This is a genomic window from Paenibacillus sp. FSL H8-0259 (genome assembly GCF_037963255.1).
In the GTDB taxonomy this organism is placed as follows: domain Bacteria; phylum Bacillota; class Bacilli; order Paenibacillales; family Paenibacillaceae; genus Paenibacillus_AQ; species Paenibacillus_AQ phytohabitans.
The window spans coordinates 8093581-8119626 of the sequence record NZ_CP150147.1 but is presented as its reverse complement, the minus strand read 5'-3'; the positions used below and the strand labels follow the sequence as shown (position 1 = coordinate 8119626).

Below are 26046 nucleotides of genomic sequence, written 5' to 3'. Positions count from 1 at the left end.
ATCGGGCTTGCATCCTGCCGCAGTTTCTGTTATCTTGATATTAACAAAATGTAATTATCAAAATGTTAATAAGTTAATCCCATCAAGAATAGGTGCAGAAAGCGGAGGGATGCAGCGTGAAGAGGATTGCAGGGAACTGGAATGGGTTCGAAATCGTCTGGCTGGTTATATTTACTTTGATTGCAATCGGTTTTACAATTGTTTCCAAGGATTCGTTTCTTGGGTTCACGGTCTTTATTACCGGGGTGCTGTGCGTGGTGCTTACGGCGAAGGGAAAGCTGATGAGCTATGCCTTTGGGATGTATAACACCTTCGGCTACGCCTACCTGGCTTATATTAACGGATTATTCGGAGAGGTTATGCTGAATCTGCTATTCTTCGTGCCGATGAATGTCGTAGGCTTCTATATGTGGAAGAAGAATATGCAGAGCGGCAAGCTGTCCATGCGTCAGATGGAGGCCAAAGGCATGCTCCTCACGATGGCAGTCTGTATTTCCGGGGCGCTGCTGCTGGGGTATAGCCTGTCGTTGATCCCGGCGCAGAACTCGCCTTATATTGATGCCATCACGACCGTGTTATCCGTAGTGGCCACGATTCTGATGGTGCGGAGATTCAAGGAGCAGTGGCTGGTCTATATTGTGCTGAATCTGTTCACGGTGCTGCTCTGGGTGATCCGGACGGTGGAGGGCAGTGGTGAAGGTCTGCTGATGATCGTCATGTGGAGTGCCTATCTGGTTAACGCGGTATACGGCTACTATAACTGGAACAAAGGGGTTAAGGAGGCGCTGGCATGAAGACACTTGGATTAACCCTGGGGAAGTTCGCTCCGCTGCATAAAGGGCACCAGCTCATGATCGAAACGGCGCTGCAGGAGGTCGATGAATTGATCGTGGTGATCTATGAAACGTCCGTCTCTCCGGTCCCGCTGCATATCCGGGCGAACTGGATACGCAGGCTGTATCCCTCATCGGTGCGGGTAATTGAAGCGTGGGATGGTCCGGACGGGTACTCCGATGACCGTGAGCATGAGATCCGGGAAGAACAGTATATTCTCGGGCTGCTGAAGGGCGAGCAGGTGACTCACTTTTACTCCAGCGAGTTCTATGGCAGGCATATGAGCATTGCCCTGGGCGCCATAGACCGGCGGGTGGATGAAGCACGTCAGCAGGTGCCGGTATCGGCCACCATGATCCGCTCTGATCCTTTTAAATACCGGCAATATGTAAGCGGCATTGTATACCGGGATCTAATTACGAAGGTTGTGTTTGTAGGAGCGATGTCTACCGGCAAATCGACGATTACTGAAGCGCTGGCGGAACAGTATAGGACGGCTTTTGCCAGCGAGTACGGGCGGGATTATTGGACGGAGCATCAGGTGGACCGCCGGATCGGCATAGAGGCTTTTGACGACATTGCCGTGGGCCATATCAAGCGGGAGGAACAGGCGCTGCTTACAGCAGACCGGTATCTGTTTGTTGATACGAATGCGATTACCACTTACATGTACGCCCTGGATTACCACGGCCGGGCTCCGGAGCTGCTAACCCGGCTGGCGCTGGAGAATGCACAGCGGTACGATCTGTTTTTCCTGTGTGACGACGATATTCCTTATGACGATACTTGGGACCGCAGCGGGGACCAGAAACGGCATGTTTTTCACAAGCAGATCATAGCAGATTTGAAGGAGCGGCGGATTCCCTACATTACGCTTAGGGGGACGCTGGAAGAACGCATGCGTAAGGTAGACGATGTACTTGCGAAGTTCAAGCCTTATGGGAACTACTTCGGAGAGCTGCAGCACTAGAACAAAGAATCGGGGAGGCGGAGACGCTTGGAATTGTTAGATCGTAATGGACTTACAGAACGTGAATTTCTGGAGCAATACCGGGCGGGGGATTATGAGCGGCCTTCGGTGGCGGCGGATATGGTGGTTTTTACGGTCACGGACAAGGAGGCAGACGACTCTCTCAAGCTCCCGGACAAAGAGCTGCGCATTCTGCTCATCCGCCGGGGAGGGCATCCCTGCCTGGGATGTTGGGCGCTGCCGGGCGGCTTCATCCAGCCGGATGAGACCGGGGAGCAGGCGGCTGCGCGTGAACTGTATGAGGAGACCGGCGTTGCTGATGTATACCTGGAGCAGCTCTATACCGTTACCGATCCCGGCCGCGACCCCCGTACCTGGGTGATGAGCAGCAGCTATATGGCCTTGATTGACAGCAGCCGGTTCCAGCTGCAGGCGGGAGATGATGCCGAAGACGCGGCCTGGTTCACGGTAAGCTACCGGCTTCTAGGAGAACACAAAGAGCTGCTGGAAGAAGGATACGTCAGAACCTTTACTTACGAGCTTAAGCTGGGTGCCGGAGAAGGAGAGCTGACAGCGGTTATAGACCGGAGGGTGACAGCCAAGCCGGCCTCCAGATCAGTCACTTACTCTATCCAGTCCAATGAGGGGCTCGCTTTTGATCACGGGAAAATCATTGCCCGCGCCATCGAACGGCTGCGCCAAGAAACGGAGCAGACCGGCATCGCGCTGCACTTAATGCCTAAGCTGTTTACCTTAACGGAGCTGCAGCAGGTTTATGAGGTGATTCTGGACAAAGAACTGCCGGAGGCTGTCCTCCGGGACAAGCTGGCGGGTCTGGTGGCTGAGACTGACCACTATACGGACAATACGCTGCAGCATGCTTCCCGCTTGTACTGCAGGAATTGGGAAGAGGACTGATAGAGAAGCACTTCTTCAACGTACTGAAGAGGTGCTTCTCTATTCGTTGTGATCACAAGCCCGGTTACAGCAGAGGATCTTCCTTGCTGACTGCATTCGCTTTTTTATCGGGCAGCATCTTACTCTTCACCGGCATGAATAAGGTGATTACAAACGCGGCGGCAGCTAGAATCATCATGAAGTAATAGGCGTCACTTGCCCCCAGCATCGAGGCCAGGGATTTAAGGTGCTCAGCTGTAGTAGAAGGGTTGCTGCGCAGGACTGTTGCTGCATGACTTGTAGTCTGCACGGTATAGATCGTAATGACGACAGCCGTACCAATGGCCCCGGCGATCTGGCGCACGGTATTATTCACGGCGGTGCCATGCGTACCCAGCTGCCTCGGCAGTGCGTTGAGTCCGGCTGTATTGAGCGGCATGGTAATGAAGCTTAGGCCAATCCGCAGGCCAATGGTACGAATCATCAGATACGTATATGTTGTAGATTCCGATAAATCGGTTACCGCCCACATTGCCGGAATAATAAACAGTAAACCAATGATGAACAGCGGCTTCGCGCCGAACCGGTCATATAATTTGCCGGTAACGGGGGACATGAACGCATTGACAAGCGCGCCCGGCAATAATAACAGTCCTGCATCAAAGGGGGTGAAGCCGCGTCCCTTCTGCAGATAAATAGGCAGCAGGATCATATCCGCGTACATCATCATGGTAATTAATACGTTAATGAGGGAAGTTAAGGTAAAGACTTTATTCTTGAAGACCGACAGGTTCAGCAGCGGATCATCCGACTTGATTTGCCGGACACAGAATAGGGCCGTTACAGCGACTCCAACCGCCAAAGTCAGGATCACCACCGCATCGCCCCAGCCTTTACTGCCTGCACTGCTGAAGCCGTATAGAATAAGACCGAACCCGATCGTCGATAAAAGAACACTTACTACGTCAAGCTTCGACTTGGCCGTATCGGATACATTCACCAGATACTTGAAGGCCAGCACGATAACAATGAGGACAAGCGGGATGAGACCGATAAATAACCAGCGCCAGGAGTGATATTCTACAACAAATCCCGAGAGCGTCGGACCAATCGCAGGAGCGAAGATCATCGCCAGCCCGAGCAGTCCCATCGCACTGCCGCGCTTCTCAACCGGGAAGATGGCGAGCACAACACTCATCAGGAGCGGCATGATAATCCCAGCACCGGCTGCCTGAATCATCCGGCCGATCAAGAGCACACTGAAGCTTGGTGCTGCTGCACAAGTTATAGAGCCCATCAGCAGAAACAACATGGCACTCAGAAATAATTGCCGTGTTGTGAAACGTTTCATTAAATAGGCTGTGGCCGGAATCAATATCCCGTTGACCAGCATGAAGCCTGTTGAAATCCATTGTACGGTGGTTGCCGTGACATCGAATACATCCATCAGACTGCTTAAAGCGACATTCAATAACGTCTGATTAAGGGTAGATAAGAAACAGCCAAAGATTAAGATGGTCAGTAAAATCCCTTTATTTATGGTCTTGGATTCTTCTTGCATAGCGTAGGCCTCTCTTCATTGCTTTTTCAACACAGTGTCAATAAAATGAATCATATCAGGATTTAGGCGTTAATCCTATTTGCAGTTTCCATAGAAGTGTCGACTAATCGATAGTCTGGGCGAATGCGTTGACGAAGTGCCAAATAAACGAGTTAGAGGGATGAAATGCCAGAACACAAAAGGGTTGATCCAAGAACCATCCGTTCGAAAAAGATGCTGAAGGATGCTGTTTTTTCATTGTTGGCCGATAATGTGGAGATATCTCAATTGACTGTCAAAAGAATCGCCAGCCGCGCCGAATTGAACCGGGCAACGTTTTATTTGCATTATGAGGATATTAATGATCTGCTGCGCCAGCTGGTTCATGAGATCTTTGATGAGCTGTCCAAGAAGGTGGAGCCGTTATTACAGGTGAAAGGCAGCAACGAACAGCAGCAGCTGATTATCTTTTTGAATTATTTCTATGAGTACCGGAAGGTTCTTGCTGTATTGGTGGAGCATAAGGGCTTCGCCAACCACTTGAGCAGCCTGCTCAAGAATACGATCGAGAAACGGCGGAACGCCAGAAATATAAGCGCCGCCAGGGAAGTGGCTTCGGTTGATATTATTACAGCTTCTTTGCTGGGGATTATCATGTGGTGGATTAAGGAGGGTACAGAGTATAGCGCGGAGTACATAGCGGGTCAGATTACTCTGGTGTATAAGAGAAGGTACATTTGACGGGCGGCTGGCGGCTAAAAAGGGGATTAAACCAAGCAACCCTAATTCTCTCAAGGAGAATCAGGGTCGCTTGATTTGTGAAATGCTCAGGGTCACCTTCCCTCCGCCGGAGGGGGATACATTATCCAGACTAAGGCTGCCCCCGTGCTGCTCGGCCACAGACCGGGCGATGTAGAGCCCCATCCCGTGATGGTTGCCGGAGCTTCGGCTCCGGTCGCCCCTGTAGAACTGATGGGTTGCTTCTTTCAGATCGGCCTGCGAGAAGCCGCGGCCGGTATCAGTAATCATGAAATGAACAGTATCAGCACCGCCCTCTACGAGCAGACCGATGCTTCCCTGCGGAGGTGTATGCTCTGCCGCATTCGCGAGCACGTTAACAATCCCCCGCAGCAGCAGCTCTTTATTAATGAAGAGGAACTCGGGCAGGTTCTTCTTCTGGACAGAGGTATGCAGGTTCTTCCCGGAGGAGAGGGCCTTCAGCTGCAGCTCCAATTCTTCAATAAATTCCCCTGTTGGCACAAGAGATTCCCGGCGCTCCGCCCCAGCCTGCAGGCTGGACAGATCAATAACCTCCTGTACGAAGGCTTCGATGTCCCCGGCGCTGCGGAGAATATAGCTGTTATACTCCTGCTGGGCATCATCCTGTGAGGTCTCCTGCAGCAGCTCTGCGTTTCCCCGGATGATGGTGAGCGGTGTCTTAATGTCGTGGGCCAGCGCGGAAATCTGTTCTCTGCGGGAACGTTCCAGCTCCCACTGCCGCATAAGCGAGGTATTCAGGGCTTCCTTCATCCGGTCCAGGGAGGCCAGCACCTCATCGATCTCGCGGATTCCGGAGGGCTTAATGGTGAACTCCAGATTCTCACGCTGGATGTGCCCGGTCGCTTCCTGCAGCCCGGCCATTTTCTTCGACAGTCTGCTGCCGAACAGAGCGGCGAGCAGGGCGGCCTGGAGCAAAACACCGGAGATGAAGAGGAGGATGGCCAGCAGCTGGGGATTCGGCAGATAGCTGCGCAGCAGGGAAGAGGCGTACTGCGGCGTTAAGCTATACCGGAATATCCAGATTTCCTGCCCGTGCCGGGCGGTTGTATAGAAATGAGAGCGCTGGCTATCCCCATGCTGCACGATCTCCCAGGCATGTATTGCTTCCTGGCGTTTCAGGTTACCGGCGAGCAGCTCTCCATCTCCGGTGAATACGGTATAATCCACCCGGTCCGGAACCATCTGCGGCGTTACTGCTTCGCTTGAGGCCAGCCGTTCCTTGAACGCTGCAATCTCCTTCTCGGCATAGTTTGCAGGCAGCACGGCATCCCAGGCAAAAGCCAGTGTGAACAGGCCGAGCAGCACGCCCAGCAGCAAGATCGTTCCCAGGCTTAAGAACAGAAGGTATTGCAGGAAAAAGGTGCGAAGGCGTACAGTTTTGGTTAATTTTACAGCTTCCACTTATATCCGATCCCCCAGATGGTCTCAATGACATCCATTCCATATTTGCTCAGCTTGGCCCGGATATTCTTAATATGCTCCGTAATAGCGCTGCTGTCGCTTTCCCCGTCATACCCGAAGACCGCTTCATAGATATTTTCCTTGGAGAAGACCTGTCCGCGGCTGCGGGCCAGGAATTCGCAGATTTCATATTCGCTTTTGGTCAGAGGCACCTTGTCCGCCTGGACAAACAGCTCTTTGCCGGAGAGATTGAAATGTATGTTCTCCAGATACAGCACCTTCCGCTTCTCCCTGCCCTCCCGCCTGAGGTGGGCATCAATCCGTGCCCGCAGCGCCCCTATACCAAAGGGCTTCACAATATAGTCATCTGCCCCGAGGCCCAGGCCGTACATCAGATCGCTTTCCTGTGTTTTGGCCGTTAAAAAAAGAATGGGGCAGTCCACTGCCGCGCGGATCTCCCGGCAAAGGGTAAAGCCGTCCACCCCCGGCATCATGACATCCAGCATAATAAGATCATACGCGCCAAGGTCGGACTGGCGTACCTGGGTGGAATCAGAGATCACCGTCACCAGATGCTGATCCGTACGGAGTGCATTGCGAATCAGCGACAGGATGGCGGGCTCATCGTCTACTACGAGTATTTTGGCCATATTCATTCCCTCAATTATAAGTTGTAGGTCTAATTCTCCGTTGATCGTCCTTCCCAGCGCCTGAACCATAAGAGGCATAGCAGGGAAGCGGTGATTGTTCCCGGTATGCAGACCGCAATTCCGGTATTCAGGCCGGATACGGCAGGGGATAACGTGATACCGGAAGCGTGGATTGTCCATAAAGAGATGAAGCGGACACCCCAGGCGAAGGGGATATAGGGCCAGATCGAATCGCCCAGTCCTGTGAGCATTAAGGCGGACACCAGACTTCCCGCCAGCCCCGTTCCAATAGAAGCCCCCCGGCCAAATTGCAGGCTGGCTGTCAGATGAAGCAGGTATAGAAATATATTGCTCCCGAACAGAATAACTGCCCCGGTGAGGTAAAAGGGTAATCCCAGTCTGTCCTGCTGCAGAATCTTGCTAAAGCCCAGGCCAAAGAGGCTGTAAGCGAACAGGACGGCTCCGAAGCCAAAACACAACAGGAGCAGCAGCTTACTTATATAGGTTGTGATTCTGGCCGCAGGCATAGCAAGCATTCCTTGATACTGTCCTGCATTCGCTTCCTGTTCCGCCGCCATGGAGCAGACGAGCCCGATCAGGGCAGGAAGGGCACAGCCCAGAGACTGCATGAATGCCAATGCCTTGTCTGAGGCGCTCCATGGGGAGTAAGAATAGTAGGCCAGGAACACGGCAGCTCCGGTTAAGGGGGCCAGCAGATGAATCAGCAGAAACGGTGTGTGCCGGGTTTTGAGCAGATCCGCCCGCAGCAATCCCAGTAGTGTGGCCATGTTACTTCGCCTCCTGCTTATGGAACCATAGTGCAGTAAGCAGGAACAGTAATCCGAACCAGACCAGGGAGACCAGCACATCAGCCAGAATCATGTCTGTGCTTCTCAGCGGACTGTCCGCCGGTACCGGGAGGCCATTCGGCAGAATGGACAGCACCGGGCACATGAGTCTGAAAGTAATCGTATAGGGGATGTAATCCCACAGTCCTCCGGCATCGAAGGTAACCACGCCCACGACAGTACCGAACATATTAAGCAGAACAGCGGCGAATAATCCGAGCCGTGCGGCCAGGAACAGACACAGTGGAATCTGCCACAGAAACGTAATGAAGATCAGCGCGCTGCCGGCCAGGCTGTTCAGCAATGGAATGGTCTGGCCAAACAGCATTCCCCCTGCTGTAATGCCAATCAGGAACAGGAGGAGAGCAGCGGACAGCCACTGCGCACAGGCGATGATTTTCCCGGCCCAGAGGATCTTCGGATCGACGGGAAGTGCCAGCAGTCCGCGGTATTTCATCTTGGCATCCTTATGCAGAGCCAGTGAACAAGTGAGTGTCAACGCCCCCGGCAAGAGCATGGTGTACCACCAGTTATAAGCCCCGGTCTGAAAATAGCTTCCTCCCATTAGAATGGCACACAGCAGCATCGTGAATACAGGGGCGATCCAGACCAGACTGGGGATGAAGGTGCGCCGCCATTTTAAACGTTCAGCCCTAATATGATTAAGCATGAGGCGCAACCTCCCTCCGGCCTGCTGCTGCCACCTGCATGAACAAGGCTTCCAGCTCTTGGCCGTGGGGAATGGCACCCTGATATCCCAGCACTCCGCCGGCGATAATCCCGATCTGATCCGCTACCTGTTCGACCTCGGAGAGCATATGACTTGAGAGAATGACAGTGATTCCCTGCCCGGGGAAGGAACGGATCAGCTCCCGCAGCTCCTGAATCCCGATAGGGTCAAGCCCGTTGGTCGGTTCGTCCAGAATGAGCAGCTCCGGCTGGTTCAGGAGTGCAATCGCGATGCCGAGCCGCTGCTTCATCCCCATGGAGAACTGTCCGGCACGCTTCTTCCCCGTCCGGGCCAAATCCACGGTGGTGAGCACCTCTTCGATCCGGGACTGCGGCAATCCGAGGGCAAGTGTACGTACCTTGAGATTCTCACGGGCGGTCAGGTTCTCATATAACGGCGGCGCCTCAATCAGTACACCAATTCTGCGTAAGTCCTTCCGGGTCCAATCATGCCCTTGAATGCGGATGCTGCCGGAATCGGGGCGCAGCATGCCTGCGAACATTTTGAGTGTTGTTGATTTGCCGGCGCCATTCGGACCAAGCAGTCCATAGATCGAGTTGCGCGGTACCGCAAGTGATACATTGCTCACAACGGTTTGATGCTTGAAGCTTTTGCACAGATTCTCGGTTTCCAGAATAATGTCCTGCATAGTATATCATCCTTTCTATCTCCACAGTCTAAGAGGAGATTCTAAGGATTCTATAAGGATAACGGAGGGTTCCCCAGCAAGAATGAAGGGTTATGCATGACAGAGACCCTCCCCGGTACTGCAGGAGGGTCTCTGTTATGAAGCTGAAGCTAGAGCCGGCGGGATTCTAACGTTTCCGGAATGCGCCCCCGCGGGCCAGTGCAAAGAATATCAGTAAGGCGATAATTGAACCAACAATGGCTGGAATGATATGGAATCCACCAACAACGGGCCCCCTCGGCCCCAGCAGCTCGGTACCCAGCCAGGAGCCGACAAAGCCGGCAATGATATTTCCCAGCACGCCTCCTGGAACATCGCGTCCAATCAGATTGCCGCTTAGCCAGCCGATAATTCCGCCGATAATCAACACCCAGAGCAGATACATTGATTTGTCCCCTTTCCAGTGGTTTATTCAAGGTATGTTAGGAAAGGGAATAGGTGAACTGCTTATTGAATAATTTTTTTGGTTTTCGCCCTGACTATGAACTTCATAGCTTGTGCGGTTAACCCTATAATGTAGTGTTATTATTAGAAGGGAAAGCCACCAACCTGACTATTGGCGGGAAGCTACCTGTGAATGCTTCTACTGAAGGAGGAAGGATCGATTGAAAAAAATTCTCGTGATTGATGATGAGGCGGCCCTTAGAGACTTGATTGAGCTTGTACTCAGGAGAGAAAACTACCAGGTGCAGACGGCAGAGAACGGAAGCACGGGACTACAGATCCTGGATTCTTTTCAGCCGGACCTGGTGTTGCTGGATTTGATGCTGCCGGATTGCTCGGGCTATGACCTATGCAAAGAAATCACTAAGAAGCAGGCGATGCCTGTGATTATGTTATCGGCCAAGAATGAGATTATAGATAAGGTATTAGGACTTGAGCTGGGGGCAGAGGACTACATCACCAAGCCTTTTGATAACCGGGAACTCCTTGCCCGGATCAAAGTTGTGCTTAGAAGATATGACAATAGTGACCCGAAGCAAAGTGATGAGAATACCCGGATGAAGCATGAAGAACTGGCGTTTGATCTGGAGACCCGAGTGGTGCAGAAAAACGGTGTGCCAATTTCGCTGACGGCAAAAGAATTTAAAATTCTCGAAATGCTGCTGAAAAGGCCGGAGAAAATTTATACAAGGGATGAACTGCTGGAGCTCGTGTGGGGATATGATTTCTTGGGGGACAGCCGCAGCGTAGATATGACCATTATGCGGTTAAGGAAGAAGCTGGAGGATGATGCCGAGAATCCGAAATACGTTAGAACGATTTACGGATTTGGTTATCAGCTTGGAGGTGGCTCCGCCTGAAATATGCAACCCGGCTTTTGTTGAATTATTTATTGTTCTCGGTGTTGTCCTTTGCCGTTATTATTATTTCAGTCAACAAAGCGATCGAATACTTCAGCTTCGTAACCATAGAGAAGAAAATGATGGAAAAGGCAGATTTATGTGAGCTGTCCTTCAGGGAAATTCTCACGAAGCATGATAAAGCAGCGGAGGAAGGCCAGCCCACGGATGTGCCGAGAAGTGCTCTGGAAACGTTAAAGACTTCAGGCAAGGAAGTGCGGATCTATGACAGCAATCAGAAGCTGCTGGGACTAGCTGTGGATGGGATCATAATAAATAACAAGACGCCCCTGATCTTCGCGGGGAATATCCAGAACGCGCTAAAGGGGAATTATTCTTACACGATTACTGATAATCATCTGCTGTATTTCGCCATACCCATTCAGGATAAGTATTATCAGAATAGTTATGTGTTCGAGTTCGTGGAGGATATTTCATATTTCTATGATATTATGGAAAAAATTAGGTATATTCTGTTTGCCGGTGCAGGAGGATTTATTGTACTGATCACGCTCTCCAGTCTATTCATTGCCCGTAATACAACCAAGCCGATCAAATATCTGCTTGGTGCCACGGAGAGCTTCTCCAAACAGCAGTTCCAGCAGGTGCACTTGAACAGGAAGGATGAGCTGGGGATGCTGGCTGAAGGATTGAACCGGATGGGTATCCAGCTCAGCGACTATATACAGTATCAGAAGCAGTTTGTCTCCAACGTATCCCATGAACTGAAAACACCGCTCGCTGCTATCCGGGGATTCTCCCAATATTTATATGAGGGTGAGAATGAGGATGAGGATTTGCAAAAGATATACTTTCATCTTGTAAATGAATCAGACCGCCTGACCCTGCTGATCAATGAGTTATTGATGTTATCCCGGTTTGACAAGGCGGGTCCGGAGGAGATGGGTACTGAGAAGACCGATTTAACGCAATTAGCCGGTCAAGTGGCAGCAGGGATGAGAGCCAAAGCCGATAATAAAGAAATAGAGCTGGACATCAGGCAGGGGAAACCGGCCTTCGTATATGTAAATCAAATCCTGATGTCACACGCCATCGCCAATATTCTGGACAACGCCATCAAGTATTCCAATCCCCGTACGAAGATAAGCATTGAAGCCTATATCAGACAGAACGAAGCAGTCGTGCAAATAAGGGATCAGGGGATCGGGATCGGTGAGGATGAGATTGTACGGGTTCAGGAAAGATTCTACCGGGCCAGTAATTCAAATGCTGCCAAAGGATCCGGACTGGGGTTATCCATATGTAAAGAAATCGCCGAGAAATTTGGCGGGTATTTGAGCATTGAGAGCGAAATTGACGCGGGAACCCAAGTGTCCATCGTTTTGCCGCTGATGTGATGTTACATGAATGATACAAGTCTGTTATTACACTAATAAATTGTTTCCCTATACTAACCTCATAAGATAAATAACTTAATTATGGAGGGTTAATAATGAACGCATTAAAAAAACCGGCAGCCCTAATGCTGTCCGCAATATTGCTTATGACACTTCTGGCGGGATGCCAGGCAAATGAGGCGGATTCACCATCGGCAGCACCTGCAACGGCGCCTGCTGCCAGTAGCAAGGCTACTGAAGAAGCTGCAACTCCGGCTCCGGTTGAACCTTCACCCGCTGCTTCAGACGGTAACAACTCCGGTTCCGGGGTAATCAAGGAGGGCACCATTCAAAAGGACGGGAATGTGATATTAAAAGAGCTGGCTTTTGTCTATAAAGACCATACCATTGCCATTTCCGACTTCGTGGACGATACCAAGCTGGAAAGCATGCTGGGGAAGGCGGCGGAGAAGACATCCCATACCTATTCCGCAGATGACGGGTTGAATATGGATACACTGCTCGGCTTCACGGAGAAGCAGTACAAATTCCCGGGGCTTGAGATCAAAACGATTGATGAAGCGGCTGAAGGCAAACGGTTCTATATCTTCAGTATTAAAATTACCGATCCCAAATATGCCACGGTCCGCAATATCAAGGTTGGCGACAGTGTAGAGACTCTTAAAAAAGCTTATCCCGAAGGCAAGCTGGTCGGAGATGGAGCACCCAATGAAGAGGATGACTACCGGTTTGCACCGGCTAACTATGTGGATTTCATGTCATTTCACATCAAGGACGCAAAGATTGAGAGTATCCTCATCTCCACACTTCTGGACTGAACTCACTCCAGCGCCCTTACCGTCTCCCCCTCAATCAGCACAGGCTGATAATAGGTGCTGTTCCGCAAATCCTTCTTCCCCTGCAGCTTTTTAATAACCCACTCAGCGGCATCACGGCCCATCTGCTCCTGCGGATGGGTTAAGGTCGTGAGCTTGATACCCGCATTCTTGGCGATATAAGAATTATCCTGGCCAATAATTGATAAATCCCCCGGAATCGAAATCTCCAGCTGTCTGCACACATTTACGACTTCCAGGCCAACCTCATCGTTATAGCAGACAATAGCTGTTAATACCTCTTTGTTATCGGTCAGGAACTGCTTCAGGTTCTCGGACAGGGCTTGCTTGGACTCGGTATCGAAGGACAGCACCTGCTCGGGGTGAAAGCGTAATTTGGCTTCTCCAAGCGCTTTGATATAACCCTTCATGCGGTATTTGCCTTGCAGGTCATCCATTTTGGCAATAATGCCGATCTGGGTATGGCCCTTGGAGATCAGCTCTCTGGTCGCCAGGTAACTGGACTGCACATCATCAAGGCAGAAGAAAGGCACCTCCAGTTCTTCATAATAAGCATTAATCATGATAAACGGGACATCCTGTTCTTTGAACGACAGATAGTAGGCGATATTGGGGTTGTACAGATTGCTCTTCGTAGGCTCAATAATGAGACCTTCGACGCCAAAGGACAGCATCATCTCCAGCGCCTTCTTCTCCTGGGCGACATCATTATTGGTACTGGCGAGCAGCAGCGAATAATTATCCTCATTCAGTCTGCTCTCGATCCCGCGGATGATGGAAGGGAAGATGTAATCTGAGAGGTAGGTCGTGATGACACCTATGGTTTTAGTGCTCTGATTGCCCCCCGATTTGGACCGGAACTGGTTGCTTACATAGGTGCCTGATCCCTTCTCGCTTCTTAGAAAGCCCTCATTGGATAGCTCCAGGATAGCCTTCCGGACGGTTTGCCGGCTCACACCATAGGTGTCCTGCAAGGCTAATTCTGTAGGAATCTGCTCGCCCACACTATAGGTTCCTGACAGTATATTGCTTTTTATATCATCAAAAATAATCTGGTATTTGGTTTTCACCCGGCTCACTTCTTTCATGGTTGTTCATATACGAATCGGTATATCTGCAATAGTTGTACGTACACATTATAGTATGAATATATCGTTATTATAATCCAATGTCTACTATGTATAAGCGTTTCAAGGGAAATACGGATTTCTCACTGTAAAATTTGTATGTATATCTTGTGTGTTATGTTGACAAATGTACGAACAAAAAATATACTAAGTCTGTTAATAAAGGAAGCGCCTTCTTTCCATTTCTATTATAACAGTTTGGTTCAGAGAGGAGTAACGTGGGCATGGATCAGAACATCGGGCAAGCGATACTTAAGGGAGAAACTTCACTGGGTATCGAATTTGGATCCACACGTATCAAGGCAGTACTGATTGATCAGCGTTTCGAGACCATCGCATCCGGAAGCTTCGAGTGGGAAAATCTGCTTGAGGGCGGGTACTGGACGTATCATTTGACAGACATTATCAAGGGCCTGCAGGAGGCTTACCGTGAACTGAAGCAGGAAGTCCAGCAGAAATACGGTATTACGCTTACGACCGTTGGTTCTATCGGGTTCTCGGCAATGATGCACGGATATATGGCTTTTGACAGCGCAGGCGGGCTGCTGGTTCCGTTCCGGACCTGGCGTAATGCAACAACCGGTGCTGCGGCCAAAGAATTGACGGAGGTCTTCCAGTTCAACATCCCTGAACGCTGGACCATAGCGCACCTGTATCAGGCGATACTGAACGGGGAAGAGCATGTGCCTCAGGCGGAGTTCGTAACGACGCTGGGCGGGTATATTCACTGGCTGCTGACCGGCAGCAAGGCAATCGGGGTCGGCGATGCTTCGGGGGTTTTCCCGATAGATGAGGCTACGCAGGATTACAATGCAGCGATGGTTGCACAGTTCGATGAACTCATTGCAGACAAGCGCTATCCTTGGAAGCTGAAAGATATTCTTCCTAAAGTGTATACTGCGGGCGAGCAGGCAGGGCTATTAACTGAAGCGGGTGCGTTAATTCTGGATGCGTCCGGGGATCTGCAGCCGGGTATTCCGCTGTGTCCTCCGGAAGGTGACGCCGGAACAGGTATGGTTGCTACGAACAGTGTCCGCAAACGGACCGGTAACATCTCCGTAGGCACTTCCGTGTTTGCAATGATCGTGCTGGAGAAGGATCTTACAGCCGTATATCCGGAGATTGATATGGTTACTACTCCAGACGGCAGTCCGGTCGGCATGGTTCATGCCAACAACTGTTCCAGTGATCTCAACGCCTGGATCGGCCTGTTCCGTGAATTCTCGGAGGCGATGGGCTTTAAGTCTGACCCCGGCCAGCTGTTCAGTGTCCTGTTCAATAAGGCACTGGAGGCGGATGCCGATGGCGGCGGTCTGCTGAGCTACGGGTATTTCTCCGGGGAGAATATTACCGGGATTGAGAAAGGCCGGCCGTTGTTTGTACGCTCACCGGAGAGCCGCTTCAATCTGGCCAACTTCATGCGGACGCATTTATTCTCCGCTTTTGGCGCGCTGAAGATCGGAATGGATATTCTGACCAAGCAGGAGCAAGTGTCGATCGACAGCATTCTGGCTCACGGCGGATTATTCAAAACTCCTGTTGTCGGGCAAAAAATCGTGGCCGCTGCAATGAACGTCCCTGTCTCGGTCATGGCAACAGCCGGAGAAGGCGGCGCATGGGGGATGGCGATTCTGGCCTCTTACATGCAGAACAAAGCACAGCAGGAGCGTCTTGATGACTTCCTTGACCACAAGGTATTTAAGGATGTGGAAGGACAAATCATCCATCCGGATGCGGCTGATGTGAAGGGCTTCGAGCTGTTCATGGAACGTTATACTGCAGGGATCGCGATCGAGCAGGCTGCTGTAGATCATCTGGTAGAAAACGGGAGGGGTTAACCTATGTTGGAGCAACTGAAAGAAGAGGTATTCGAGGCCAATCTGGACCTGCCTAAGCATGGACTCGTCAAATACACCTGGGGCAATGTGAGCGCAGTTGACCGTGAGAAAGGCGTATTCGTCATCAAACCAAGCGGCGTCAGCTATGACAAAATGAAGCCTAGCGATATGGTCGTAGTGGATTTCGACGGTAACGTGGTTGAAGGGGAGATGAGACCATCCTCGGATACACCGACCCATGCCGTACTCTACAAGCATTATGCAGAAATCGGCGGCATCGTGCACACGCATTCGACCTGGGCGACCATCTGGGCGCAGGCCGGGCTGGATGTTGCTGTAATGGGCACGACACATGCCGACACCTTCTATGGCGCGGTACCCTGCGCACGCTTCCTGACGCAGGAGGAGGTTGACCGCGGGTATGAAGCGGAGACCGGACGCGTGATCATTGAGACTTTTGAACAGCGGGGCCTTGATATTATGGCAGTTCCCGGCGTCTTGCTGAAAGGCCATGGCCCGTTCACCTGGGGGAAGAATGCCCATGATGCAGTGATGAACAGCGTGGTGCTGGAGGAAGTGTCCAAGATGAACCATTTTGCCCGCGAGCTGAACCATTTCGCTGAAGAATTGCCGCAGCGGATTCTGGATAAACACTATCTGCGCAAGCATGGTAAAGGCGCTTATTACGGTCAGAAATAATCTGATTTATATATTATCCAAGAGAAGAGGATGAAATAATATGTCAACAGTAAGCGCTAAGCAATTCTGGTTTGTTGTAGGATCACAGCATCTGTACGGAGAAGAAGCCCTCGGTGAAGTTAAAGCTCATGCACAGGAGATGACGGATGCCCTCAATAACAGCGGTGTGCTGCCTTATCCGCTGGTGCTGCAGGATCTGGCGGTCAGTGCAGACAAAATCACTTCGATCATGAAAGAAGTCAACTACCGTGACGAGGTTGCCGGTGTGATTACCTGGATGCATACCTTCTCCCCGGCCAAAATGTGGATCCGCGGCACGAAGCTGCTGCAGAAGCCGCTTCTGCACCTGGCTACACAGTACAATGAGAGCATTCCTTGGGCTACACTGGATATGGACTTCATGAACCTGAACCAGGCTGCCCATGGCGACCGTGAATACGGGTTCATCAATGCCCGCCTGAAGAAACAGAACAAAGTGGTGGTAGGGTACTGGGAACGCGCCGAAGTCCAGAAGCAAATTGCCGAATGGATGGACGTTGCCGTTGCGTATAACGAAAGCTTCAACATCAAAGTGGCCCGCTTCGGCGACAACATGCGTAACGTGGGCGTTACCGAAGGCGACAAGGTAGAAGCCCAGATTCAGTTCGGCTGGACCGTGGATTACTTCGGGATCGGCGACCTGGTTGCGTATGTAAACGAAGTGAAGGAAGAAGAAATTGATGCGCTGTTCGCTGAATATGCAGAGCAGTATGATTTCGATTACGGTTCATACAGCAAAGAAGCATGGGAAGCCAGCGTGAAGGTACAGGCCAGCTATGAAATTGCCCTCAAACGCTTCCTGGATGCCGGCAACTACAATGCGTTCACTTCGAACTTCGAAGACCTGCACGGCATGAAGCAGCTTCCGGGTCTTGCCGTTCAGCGTCTGATGGCACAAGGCTACGGCTTCGCCGGCGAAGGGGACTGGAAGACAGCGGCCCTGGACCGCCTGATGAAGGTGATGAGCCACAACCTGAACACCGGATTCATGGAAGATTACACCTACGAAATGGCTGCCGGACAGGAAGCGATTCTGCAGTCCCACATGCTTGAGGTTGACCCGAGCCTGGCCAGCAACAAGCCGAAGGTGCTTGTGTCTCCGCTGGGAATCGGCGACCGCGAAGATCCGGCCCGTCTCGTATTCGACGGCAAGGCTGGCGAAGGCGTCGTGGTATCGATGGCTGACTTCGGCACTCATTACAAGCTGCTGATCAATGAAGTTACTGCCTTCGAGCCGACGGTTCCGGCTCCGAATCTTCCAGTGGCCCGTGTGCTCTGGCAGGTGAAGCCTAACTTCCAGGATGGAATTAAGGCATGGATCGAGAATGGCGGCGGCCACCATACCGTGGTGTCGCTCAACTTGACTACAGATCAGATCGTAACCTATGCCAAGCTGGTTGGCCTGGATTATGTAATCATTAAATAAATAGCGTAATAATGTTGGATCAAATGAGCGGATGGGCTGTTGCCTGTCTGCTTTTTTTTAATGCAGAGCCAAGGTATTACCGGCAAACTCATCCTCCGTGCCCGTGATTTTCTAAAATCCTGTACAAAATACAACATTCGCTTCATTAAATTGGACTAAATCGAAAATTGTTGTACAAAAGGCAGCATTTCTCCTCCTTCATACGGTTTAGCGTGGAAATTCTTGTATTTCATACAACAATCTATCTAAACAACCGGGTATCTGCGCATCCAAGTTGCAAAACGTACAACATTTATGCCGCTACAAATAGGAGCGCATATAGACATATAAAACACGGGAGACTTTTATCACTGTTCAATACTCACATGCCGAGTAATATGTTAGAATATCAGAATGCATTAACGCTTCACCAATTTAATACATCACACGGGCTATGATTGCTATGGATCACACTATAGCAGGAGCAGCTTCTGGAGAGACTGCGGGAGACCGCAGCGCCGAAGGGTTCACAATCTCAGGCAAAAGGACAGAAGAGTACGGAATTTGTATTTGTTATGCTGATTAATTACGGTCAGCGGCGCAGGTAGCTTATTTTGATATTCTTATGAACCGGGAGATTGGATGATATCCAATCTCTTTTTTATGTTATTTGGCAGCATAGCGTTGTACACATTAAGGGGGAAAATGGCAATGGCACAGACAGAATTAAAGAGAGATTTGGCGAACCGTCATGTACAGCTGATCGCTATCGGCGGCACGATTGGTACAGGGTTATTCCTGGGATCAGGCAGAGCGATTCAGCAGGCCGGGCCGTCCATTATGATCACGTATTTACTCGTGGGAATTGCCGTGTTTTTTGTGATGAGGGCGCTGGGTGAGCTGCTGCTCTCCAAAGCGGGATATCAATCTTTTACGGACATTGCTGAAGACTATCTGGGGCCGCGGGCTGCGTTCATTACAGGCTGGACCTACTGGTTCTGCTGGATTATGACGGCGATGGCGGATGTGATTGCAGTGGGCGTTTATGTGCAGTACTGGTTCGATATCCCGCAGTGGGTACCGGCCGTCATCTGCCTGATTATTCTGTTAGGACTCAATCTGCTGACGGTCAAAAGCTTCGGCGAACTCGAATTCTGGTTTGCCCTAATCAAAGTCGTCACGATTCTTGCCTTAATTGGCCTGGGAATCATTCTGCTGGTCATCGGGTTCAAGACGGATGCGGGATCGGTGACGGTCCGCAATCTCTGGGAGCACGGGGGCGTGTTCCCGAACGGTGTCAAGGGCTTCTTATTTTCCTTCCAGATGGTTGTGTTCGCTTATGTCGGTGTGGAGCTTGTGGGTGTATCAGCCGCAGAAACAGCAGATCCGGAGAAAAATATCCCCTCGGCGATTAACAAGATTCCTCTGCGGATTCTCTTCTTCTATGTGGGCGCGCTCTTCGTCCTGCTGTGCATTAACCCGTGGACCCAGCTCAGTGCGGCTGAAAGTCCTTTTGTGCGGACCTTCAGCCTGGTCGGGATTCCGGTTGCAGCGGGTATTATCAATTTCGTCGTCTTAACCTCAGCGGCTTCCGCCTGCAACAGCGGGATGTTCTCGACCAGCCGGATTCTGTATAATCTGAGCAGAAGGAATCAGGCCTCCCCGCAGCTCGGCAAGCTGAACCGAAATCATGTGCCTGCTAACTCTTTATTTATTTCTACAATAGTTATATCGGCCGGGGCGCTGCTTAGCAAGCTTATTCCGGGCCAGGCCTTCGGCATCGTTACAACGATCAGTGCCATTTGCTTCATCTGGGTGTGGGGGGTTGTGCTCGTATGTCATATCAAATATAAGAGGAACCGCCCGGACTTACATGCCTCGTCCAAATTCAAAGCACCGTTCACACCGGTTATCAATTATGCGGTATTAACGTTGTTTGCTGCTATTCTGATCATTATGCTATTCGCAGATGATACCCGTCCGGCGCTGCTGTTTACGCCCCTATGGTTCATTCTGTTGTTCGTCCTGTACTCCATGCGGAGCAAGAAGGAGAAAAGTGATGCCGATGTCAGTATAATCAATACATGAGTGCAAGAATGTTCAAACGCTACTGACATGTTGTCAGTAGCGTTATAAGGAGGAATCCGAAACATGAAGCATAGATTACTCCAATATATGACCCGGCTGACCTCCCTCAGTGAAGAGCAGCAGCAGGCCATTCTGGAGGAGATTCTTGTTGAGGAATACAGCAAGGGAGCCACGCTGCTTAGGCAGGGGGAGGTTCCCGGTCATTGCTATTTCGTGTTAAAAGGATGCGTACGGCAGCATAGTGTTGACGTCACAGGCCGCGACATCACCTCGAATTTCTACACAGAGGAGCAGGCGATCGCTATCTTCAATGCGCATAAAGAGGATGCCTCGTCGGAATACAGCCTGACTTGTCTGGAGGACTGCGTACTGGTTGTCGGTTCGCTGAATACCGAGAGGGAAATGTACGCCAGACACACGCAGCTGGAGCTGATGACACGCCGGATGATCGAGGAGAATTTCGGACAGGTGCAGGCGGAATTCGCCGCCTTCATTGCGGCATCCCCCGAAGACCGCCTCAAGGCACTGCTGCATCGGAGGCCCGGCCTGATCAGCCGCGTCCCCCAGCATCAGCTGGCCAGCTATCTCGGGATGACACCGGAGTCGCTCAGCCGGATTAAGAAGCGGCTTGAGCGCGAACACGCGCAGCCGGGACTTTGAACAGCAGCCAGATGCCAAGCCCCAGCTCCCCTGCGGTCATCGGCAGCATGAACACCCATTTGATGATTTGGAGGAATTCTCCATACCCGGGCACAAGTGTGCCGCACAGATGAACCATAATATAGCCGAAGCCTGCCAGCAGCAGCAGCACACTGACGGGCTTCGGAATATTCTCCGAAAATACCGCCAGCACACCTATAATCAGCAGATGCCCCCCGAACAGAATCAAACCAGCCGACCATACCGCTTCAAAAGCATGAAGATTAAGCATGACCTCCGCCTGCAGCTCCCCTCGTGTGAAGCCGGAAAGCGTAACCTCCCTGTTACCGGTAAGAAGTGATACCACGATCAGACTGGAGACAGCACCCCCCAACACTGCCGTATAAGCCAGGCGCAGCCATGCTCCCAGCAGGGACAGGCCCGGATGCACAGGCTTCAGCACCAGATATAAGGCCCAGGCAGCTGCCACATCACAGGCCATAATCAGTACCCAGCCCAGAATCCCGGCCCTGAACAGCGACGGAGAGGCCTGAAGATTGGCGAAGGTACCAGCGGCATCTCCATCCACTACCAGACTCCCTTGGACATATCCGTACGAGAGCGCGGCGGCAACCGCCATTACAATGAGCGATATTCCCCCGGTTCGAGCCACTGCAGCAGACATTAGCATAACCCCCTGATTGATTATTGATTGTGGTTATATTGTACTAAGGCGCCTGCAGGGCTTCATTGACTTAAGTTAAGAGGACATGATTAAATTTTAAATATTAAGTTTTTGAATAAAGGATAGTCATTGAAAAATGTCGAACCTTAATCTAGATATTTCTGTACTGTGCAATGAAGCGATTTAATGAAGTGATTTAATGAAGGAGAACCCACATCCATGAAGAACATTATCCGCTCCCTTGAAGATATAGTGAACCTGGCACCGGTCCTGAAAGCTGCTTTTCCCTATGATGTATCTATTGCTGTCTGTGATGTGGAGAAGTTCATCGCTTATTTCCCTGGAACGTCCATTGATCTGGGAATTCGGGCAGGACAGATAATTCTTGCGGACGAACCTCTGTATCATGCGCTGAGAAATGATGAATTCTCGAAAGCTAATGTCCCTAAGGACTACTATGGGTATGAATTCGTCGGTACGGTTCTTCCGGTACACGGAGAGGATGGAAGCGTCTGCGGGGCGGTCTGCATCCAGGTCCGCAGACAGACCGAGCTGCGCGAAATCGCTGATCAGATCTCGGTCTCCCTAAATCAGGCTAACGCCCGGATTGGGCATGTGGCAGAGGGCTCGGGGCTGCTTGCCGATTTCTCGCAGAAGCTGCTGCTCCAGTCAGAAACGACCGCCGAAAGTGTCAAAAAAAGCGATGAAGTGCTGGCTGTCCTCAGAAAGGTCGCCGACCAGACGAATCTGCTCGGGATTAATGCAGCCATTGAGGCTGCCCACGCAGGAGAGAAGGGGCGGGGATTCGATGTTGTAGCGAAAGAAATCCGCAAATTCTCGAAGGAAACCGAGCAGTCTGCGCAGCGGATCCGGGATACCCTGGGGGAGATCCAAGCCGCGATGAAGCAGATCAGCCAATCCATCCATCAGATTGCGTCAGTCGGGCAGGAGCAGGCTGCTTCAACGAATGAAATCTCCAGCTTCATTGAGGAGATCCGGACGATGTCCGAGCAGCTGAACCAGTTCGCGCAGAAGCTGTGAGGGAAGAGCGGCCATTCACATAATTACAGATTCGCCAGAATAACGGCAAGCAGAGCAATGAAGGCCGGGAGGCCCTGAACCAATAGAATGGATTTCTTGGCCGTGATGCCGCCATAGATGGCTGCAACCGCAACGCAGATCAGGAAGAACAATTGAAGCTGAACACTGAAGGTATCATTCGGATGCAGCAGGCTCCAGACTAGACCGGCCGCCAGAAAGCCGTTATATAATCCCTGGTTGGCCGCCAGCGATTTCGTTTCCCGGGCGAACTGCGGAGTGGTGCCGAACGATTTTTGCGCCCGCGGGGTAGTCCACAGGAACATTTCCAGCACTAGAATATACACATGCTCCATTGCAACCAAGGCCACGAGTATTAAACTCACGATCATCATAGTAAATCCCTCTTTTCATAATTATGTAAGATTGATTAACGGAGAAATTAAATTGTTCAAAATATAATTTTACACTGTATAATATAGCCAAATTCTGCAATTTTGTCAATTTGGAATCCCTAAATTCCTTGAGGAGGCAAACCTGTTGTACCTAAGAATGCTGACATCCGTGGATGCGGAGGTTTACCGCGAGCTTCGGCTACAGTCGCTGCGGCTGCATCCGGAAGCCTATCTCAGCTCCTATGAATCGGAAAAGAAGCTGTCTATAGTCACCACACGCATCAGGCTGGAGCCCTCGGAGAATAATTTCACGCTGGGAGCTTTTGATGGTGAGGAGAGGCTGGTGGGCATCGTCACTTTTTTCCGGGAGAGCCGGCCCAAAATTGATCATAAAGCTAATATATATTCAGTATATGTGGATTCAGATGTCCGTAAACAAGGAGTGGGCCGCCGCTTGATGGTGGAGCTGATTGCCCGGGCGAGGCTGTTGCCGGGGCTCGAAATTCTAAATTTAACGGTAACCTCGAATAATGTAGCTGCCAAAAGACTATACGAATCTCTTGGATTCATCTGCTATGGCACAGAGCCGAAGGCGATGAAGCTTGGGGATGAATATCTGGATGAGGCTCTGATGATTCTGATGCTGTAGCTCTATCGTGTTGACAAGCTTCCTGGCGGCGATCATAGAATATGCAAAAAAGCACAAGCCTCTGACTTGTGCTTTTTGAGCTGATTGTAGTTGCCGGAATTGTTCCGGGTATTATTGATTCGCAGCAGCCCGCTTCAGGATCTCCTGAACCTGGCTAACCATAGCGGCCGCGTCTGTACGGGTGATTCCAGCCTGCGGATTGAACTTGCCGTCAGCATCCAGCTTCACGATCTTCAAGGCGATGGCCGTCTGAATGGCTCCCGAGTTCAGGATATTGATCTTGTCATTATCCTTGATCTCTACCGGAATCAGATTAAGCAGCGGCAGCTGGCCGCTGGTCTGGAGGGTATGCACCAGCAGGTAGGTGAACGATTCGCGGGTCATGCTGGCTGCCGGATCAATCTTGATCTGCAGATCAGCCTTCGGTCCTGCGGCTTCCTTGATCAACTGAACAGCTTGCTCAGCCGTAAGAACTTCGCTCTCTGCTGCGGGTGCTTGATGAGCCTTCAAGTATTCCAGCGCTTTATTCACGATATCCGTACCGGCGGTACGTGTAATATCACCCTTCGGATTGAAATTGCCGGACTCATCCAGTGTAACGAAGCCAAGCGCCAGTGCGGTTTGAATAGCGCCTGAATTGGAGATATCCATCTGACTCTCATCTGCAACTTCAACTGGAATAAGCTTGAACATCGGCAGCTGGCCGCTGGTCTGGAGGGTATGCACCAGCAGGTAGGTGAATGATTCGCGGGACATGCTGGCAGCCGGGTCGATCTTGATCTGCAGGTCTGCTTCCGGACCTACAGCCTCCTTAATCAATTGAACGGCCTCTTCGGCAGTAAGCGTCTCACTCAGCGCAGCCGGTGCCGGATGTGCCTTCAGATACGCCAGCGCATTGCTGATCGCTACAGCTGCTTCAGCCCGGGTGATTTCCTGCTTAGGCTTAAGCTTGCTACTTTCATCCAGCTTCAGGACACCGTAGTTCAGGGCGCGCTGGATCGAACCGGAATACTCTGCCTTAACTTGATCCTGGTCCTTATAATCAATAACAACCGGCTTGATCATCGGCAGCTGGCCGCTGGCTTCAATCGCATCAATGAGCTGGTGCGTGAATTCTTCACGCGTCAGCTTCTGGTTGGGCTTCAGGTCGGCGGGCAGATCCAGCCCGTGGACACCGGCAATAATGAGCGCTTCAGCGTACCAAGCGGAATCATTGGCATTCTTGAAATAGTCGGTAGCATGCGGCTCCTTCACAAACCGGATCAGATCAAGGTTCAGGTCTAGTGCATTTACGATCATCTGCACTCCTTCAGCCTCCGAGATACTGATATTCGGACCGAACAGGTCTTGGCTGATCCCTTTGATCAGGCCGCTATTCTGCAGAGCGATGATCTTGTCTTTGTCCTGCACATTGTTAATATCCTTGAAGGCTGCCGCGGAAGCGAACTGTTGTCCCGCGAAGCTGAGCGCCAGAGCAGCAGCAGCAGATATAGTAATGATCTTGAATGTATTCTTCATTGTCAGTCACCTCATAGAGTAGTTTGTGGTTTATTTGTGATCTTAGACGTGCCGTCCTGCAAAAAGGTTACAGCAGGTTTGAATTATCCGGAATTCCGGTTTATTAGGGTTTGCTCAGACAAAGCTCCCGCCATTTCATAAGCCAGCCATACTGCTCATCGCAGAACGCCTTGGATACCGACTGCAAACCCTGGCAGCGGACAATTCTGGAGATGATCTGATAATGCCTGACCGCAATGAAATCGAATACGGCTGAGTACTCCTTGTCACTCAAGGTCCGTACCTTACTATATCCGGAATAGAACTGCTCAAACAGACGCCGGGTATCATCATACATGGACTCGTGAAATAGATTAAAGTGAGTGTTATCAGACATATAGGCAACATCCATGGCCGGATAATCACCTGAAGCGTCATCGAAGTCCATAAGCACGTATTGCCCGCGGCTGTCCCTGAGCATGTTGCCTGTATGCAGATCGCCATGACAAAAGTGTCTAGGCAAATCTGACATACGGCTCCATAGTTCATTGCCATAGTGTTCGAGCGCAGCAACGGACTCGGAAGCACAGTCCAGTTCGCGCATAATGGAGAGATAGTCACCGATGTAGTCGGTTTTTGTCCGGTGGATCAGTTCATCCGGGTAGCCCTGCATGAGCTGATGCAATTCTCCGGTTTGTTGACCGATAACCTCTGCTTCGGCTATCCCATCGGGCGTAGCCCCCTCGGCATAGCGGAAGAGCACCGCTGCCTGCAAGCCATCCTGAGCTTCAAGAAGGATATGACTCTCCTGCCCCGCCGTCCGCAGAACAGTAACGGCAGGATAAGAATGAGCCTCTAAATAATCAAGAATACGAACGGACTGCAGGGCATCGGCTGTCTTGAAGCTGCGGTATATTTTGAGTACATAACGCTTACCTTCGCCCTCTGCGAAATACACCCCGCCGATCATCTCCCGGTGAAGCCGGATCTGCTCAATATGGAGCGGGTAGGAGCGGTTAATCTCGCGGATAAGATGATCATAATCCATCGGCTGTATCCCCTTTTAACGAAT

26 protein-coding genes and 1 riboswitch are annotated in these 26046 nt (G+C 51.1%); of the genes, 14 read left to right on the top strand and 12 right to left on the bottom strand.

Going from position 1 to position 26046, the window contains the following annotated elements:
* Nucleotides 1-116 precede the first annotated feature (116 nt).
* Genes pnuC through NSU01_RS34940 form a run of 3 tightly spaced genes read left to right on the top strand, consistent with a single transcriptional unit; the run spans nucleotide 117 to nucleotide 2722 of the window.
* Nucleotides 117-794 (top strand): nicotinamide riboside transporter PnuC, encoded by a 678-nt coding sequence (pnuC, locus tag NSU01_RS34950; RefSeq protein WP_042140513.1) that lies wholly within the window; start codon nucleotides 117-119, stop codon nucleotides 792-794.
* On the top strand, nucleotides 791-1804 hold the full coding sequence (locus tag NSU01_RS34945) for an AAA family ATPase (protein ID WP_042140512.1): 1014 nt from the start codon (nucleotides 791-793) through the stop codon (nucleotides 1802-1804). The genes pnuC and NSU01_RS34945 overlap by 4 nt, the downstream gene beginning before the upstream one ends.
* Before the next feature lie 27 nt (nucleotides 1805-1831).
* Complete coding sequence (locus tag NSU01_RS34940) at nucleotides 1832-2722, top strand: NUDIX hydrolase (RefSeq protein ID WP_076243686.1); 891 nt, start codon at nucleotides 1832-1834, stop codon at nucleotides 2720-2722.
* Nucleotides 2723-2786: 64 nt separating this feature from the next.
* Here the strand turns inward: NSU01_RS34940 and NSU01_RS34935 are convergent, their stop codons facing one another.
* A complete protein-coding gene (locus NSU01_RS34935) occupies nucleotides 2787-4262 on the bottom strand; it encodes a DHA2 family efflux MFS transporter permease subunit (RefSeq protein ID WP_076243685.1) in 1476 nt (491 codons plus the stop codon).
* 165 nt (nucleotides 4263-4427) lie between these two features.
* Here NSU01_RS34935 and NSU01_RS34930 point away from each other — a divergent pair, with 165 nt between their 5' ends.
* Nucleotides 4428-4982 carry a TetR-like C-terminal domain-containing protein gene (locus NSU01_RS34930; protein WP_076243684.1) on the top strand — a complete coding sequence of 185 codons (555 nt, stop codon included), beginning with the start codon at nucleotides 4428-4430 and terminating at the stop codon, nucleotides 4980-4982.
* A 60-nt stretch (nucleotides 4983-5042) separates the two neighbouring features.
* Here NSU01_RS34930 and NSU01_RS34925 read toward each other — a convergent pair whose 3' ends face one another.
* From NSU01_RS34925 to NSU01_RS34900, 6 genes are all read right to left on the bottom strand, one after another.
* On the bottom strand, nucleotides 5043-6422 hold the full coding sequence (locus NSU01_RS34925; RefSeq protein ID WP_076243683.1) for a HAMP domain-containing sensor histidine kinase: 1380 nt from the start codon (nucleotides 6420-6422) through the stop codon (nucleotides 5043-5045).
* Nucleotides 6410-7072, bottom strand: coding sequence for a response regulator transcription factor (locus NSU01_RS34920; RefSeq protein ID WP_042140507.1), 663 nt, complete (start codon nucleotides 7070-7072; stop codon nucleotides 6410-6412). Before NSU01_RS34920 ends, NSU01_RS34925 begins: the two co-directional genes overlap by 13 nt.
* Before the next feature lie 29 nt (nucleotides 7073-7101).
* Complete coding sequence (locus NSU01_RS34915) at nucleotides 7102-7860, bottom strand: lantibiotic immunity ABC transporter MutG family permease subunit (protein ID WP_076243682.1); 759 nt, start codon at nucleotides 7858-7860, stop codon at nucleotides 7102-7104.
* A 1-nt stretch (nucleotide 7861) separates the two neighbouring features.
* Complete coding sequence (locus NSU01_RS34910; protein WP_076243681.1) at nucleotides 7862-8590, bottom strand: lantibiotic immunity ABC transporter MutE/EpiE family permease subunit; 729 nt, start codon at nucleotides 8588-8590, stop codon at nucleotides 7862-7864.
* Complete coding sequence (locus NSU01_RS34905; protein ID WP_076243680.1) at nucleotides 8583-9299, bottom strand: lantibiotic protection ABC transporter ATP-binding protein; 717 nt, start codon at nucleotides 9297-9299, stop codon at nucleotides 8583-8585. Before NSU01_RS34905 ends, NSU01_RS34910 begins: the two co-directional genes overlap by 8 nt.
* A gap of 166 nt (nucleotides 9300-9465) precedes the next feature.
* Nucleotides 9466-9723 (bottom strand): GlsB/YeaQ/YmgE family stress response membrane protein, encoded by a 258-nt coding sequence (locus NSU01_RS34900; protein WP_039296107.1) that lies wholly within the window; start codon nucleotides 9721-9723, stop codon nucleotides 9466-9468.
* A gap of 220 nt (nucleotides 9724-9943) precedes the next feature.
* Here NSU01_RS34900 and NSU01_RS34895 point away from each other — a divergent pair, with 220 nt between their 5' ends.
* The 3 genes from NSU01_RS34895 (at nucleotide 9944) to NSU01_RS34885 (ending at nucleotide 12857) form a co-directional block, all read left to right on the top strand.
* The gene (locus NSU01_RS34895) at nucleotides 9944-10642 is read left to right on the top strand and encodes a response regulator transcription factor (RefSeq protein ID WP_076243679.1); all 699 of its coding nucleotides are present in this window, start codon (nucleotides 9944-9946) and stop codon (nucleotides 10640-10642) included.
* 17 nt (nucleotides 10643-10659) lie between these two features.
* Entirely contained in the window at nucleotides 10660-12039 is a 1380-nt protein-coding gene (locus NSU01_RS34890) for a HAMP domain-containing sensor histidine kinase (protein ID WP_339302388.1), read from the top strand.
* 95 nt (nucleotides 12040-12134) lie between these two features.
* Nucleotides 12135-12857, top strand: a complete 723-nt coding sequence (locus NSU01_RS34885) for a hypothetical protein (RefSeq protein ID WP_076243678.1) — start codon at nucleotides 12135-12137, stop codon at nucleotides 12855-12857.
* Between the two features lie 2 nt (nucleotides 12858-12859).
* Here the strand turns inward: NSU01_RS34885 and NSU01_RS34880 are convergent, their stop codons facing one another.
* A complete protein-coding gene (locus NSU01_RS34880) occupies nucleotides 12860-13945 on the bottom strand; it encodes a GntR family transcriptional regulator (protein ID WP_076243677.1) in 1086 nt (361 codons plus the stop codon).
* 281 nt (nucleotides 13946-14226) lie between these two features.
* Here NSU01_RS34880 and NSU01_RS34875 point away from each other — a divergent pair, with 281 nt between their 5' ends.
* The 5 genes from NSU01_RS34875 to NSU01_RS34855 all read left to right on the top strand — a co-directional run bounded on the left by NSU01_RS34875 (nucleotide 14227) and on the right by NSU01_RS34855 (nucleotide 20731).
* Nucleotides 14227-15840 carry an FGGY-family carbohydrate kinase gene (locus tag NSU01_RS34875; protein ID WP_076243676.1) on the top strand — a complete coding sequence of 538 codons (1614 nt, stop codon included), beginning with the start codon at nucleotides 14227-14229 and terminating at the stop codon, nucleotides 15838-15840.
* Between the two features lie 3 nt (nucleotides 15841-15843).
* Nucleotides 15844-16539 (top strand): L-ribulose-5-phosphate 4-epimerase, encoded by a 696-nt coding sequence (locus NSU01_RS34870; protein ID WP_042240989.1) that lies wholly within the window; start codon nucleotides 15844-15846, stop codon nucleotides 16537-16539.
* A gap of 40 nt (nucleotides 16540-16579) precedes the next feature.
* Nucleotides 16580-18004 (top strand): L-arabinose isomerase, encoded by a 1425-nt coding sequence (araA, locus tag NSU01_RS34865; RefSeq protein WP_039296120.1) that lies wholly within the window; start codon nucleotides 16580-16582, stop codon nucleotides 18002-18004.
* A gap of 460 nt (nucleotides 18005-18464) precedes the next feature.
* A riboswitch (glycine riboswitch) is annotated at nucleotides 18465-18544 on the top strand.
* A 150-nt stretch (nucleotides 18545-18694) separates the two neighbouring features.
* Entirely contained in the window at nucleotides 18695-20071 is a 1377-nt protein-coding gene (locus tag NSU01_RS34860; RefSeq protein WP_039296123.1) for an amino acid permease, read from the top strand.
* A 63-nt stretch (nucleotides 20072-20134) separates the two neighbouring features.
* Nucleotides 20135-20731, top strand: coding sequence for a Crp/Fnr family transcriptional regulator (locus tag NSU01_RS34855; RefSeq protein WP_076243675.1), 597 nt, complete (start codon nucleotides 20135-20137; stop codon nucleotides 20729-20731).
* Here NSU01_RS34855 and NSU01_RS34850 read toward each other — a convergent pair.
* Nucleotides 20688-21395 carry a DUF4386 domain-containing protein gene (locus NSU01_RS34850; RefSeq protein ID WP_076243674.1) on the bottom strand — a complete coding sequence of 236 codons (708 nt, stop codon included), beginning with the start codon at nucleotides 21393-21395 and terminating at the stop codon, nucleotides 20688-20690. The genes NSU01_RS34855 and NSU01_RS34850 overlap by 44 nt on opposite strands.
* Nucleotides 21396-21614: 219 nt before the next feature.
* Between NSU01_RS34850 and NSU01_RS34845 the strand changes: the two genes are divergently transcribed.
* Nucleotides 21615-22436 (top strand): methyl-accepting chemotaxis protein, encoded by an 822-nt coding sequence (locus NSU01_RS34845; RefSeq protein ID WP_042140495.1) that lies wholly within the window; start codon nucleotides 21615-21617, stop codon nucleotides 22434-22436.
* 23 nt (nucleotides 22437-22459) lie between these two features.
* Here the strand turns inward: NSU01_RS34845 and NSU01_RS34840 are convergent, their stop codons facing one another.
* On the bottom strand, nucleotides 22460-22828 hold the full coding sequence (locus tag NSU01_RS34840; RefSeq protein ID WP_042140494.1) for a DUF1304 domain-containing protein: 369 nt from the start codon (nucleotides 22826-22828) through the stop codon (nucleotides 22460-22462).
* A 145-nt stretch (nucleotides 22829-22973) separates the two neighbouring features.
* Between NSU01_RS34840 and NSU01_RS34835 the strand changes: the two genes are divergently transcribed.
* A complete protein-coding gene (locus NSU01_RS34835) occupies nucleotides 22974-23477 on the top strand; it encodes a GNAT family N-acetyltransferase (RefSeq protein WP_076243673.1) in 504 nt (167 codons plus the stop codon).
* 111 nt (nucleotides 23478-23588) lie between these two features.
* Here the strand turns inward: NSU01_RS34835 and NSU01_RS34830 are convergent, their stop codons facing one another.
* A complete protein-coding gene (locus NSU01_RS34830; protein WP_063779816.1) occupies nucleotides 23589-24995 on the bottom strand; it encodes an S-layer homology domain-containing protein in 1407 nt (468 codons plus the stop codon).
* Between the two features lie 103 nt (nucleotides 24996-25098).
* Nucleotides 25099-26022 (bottom strand): phosphotransferase, encoded by a 924-nt coding sequence (locus NSU01_RS34825; protein ID WP_042140492.1) that lies wholly within the window; start codon nucleotides 26020-26022, stop codon nucleotides 25099-25101.
* Nucleotides 26023-26046 lie beyond the last annotated feature (24 nt).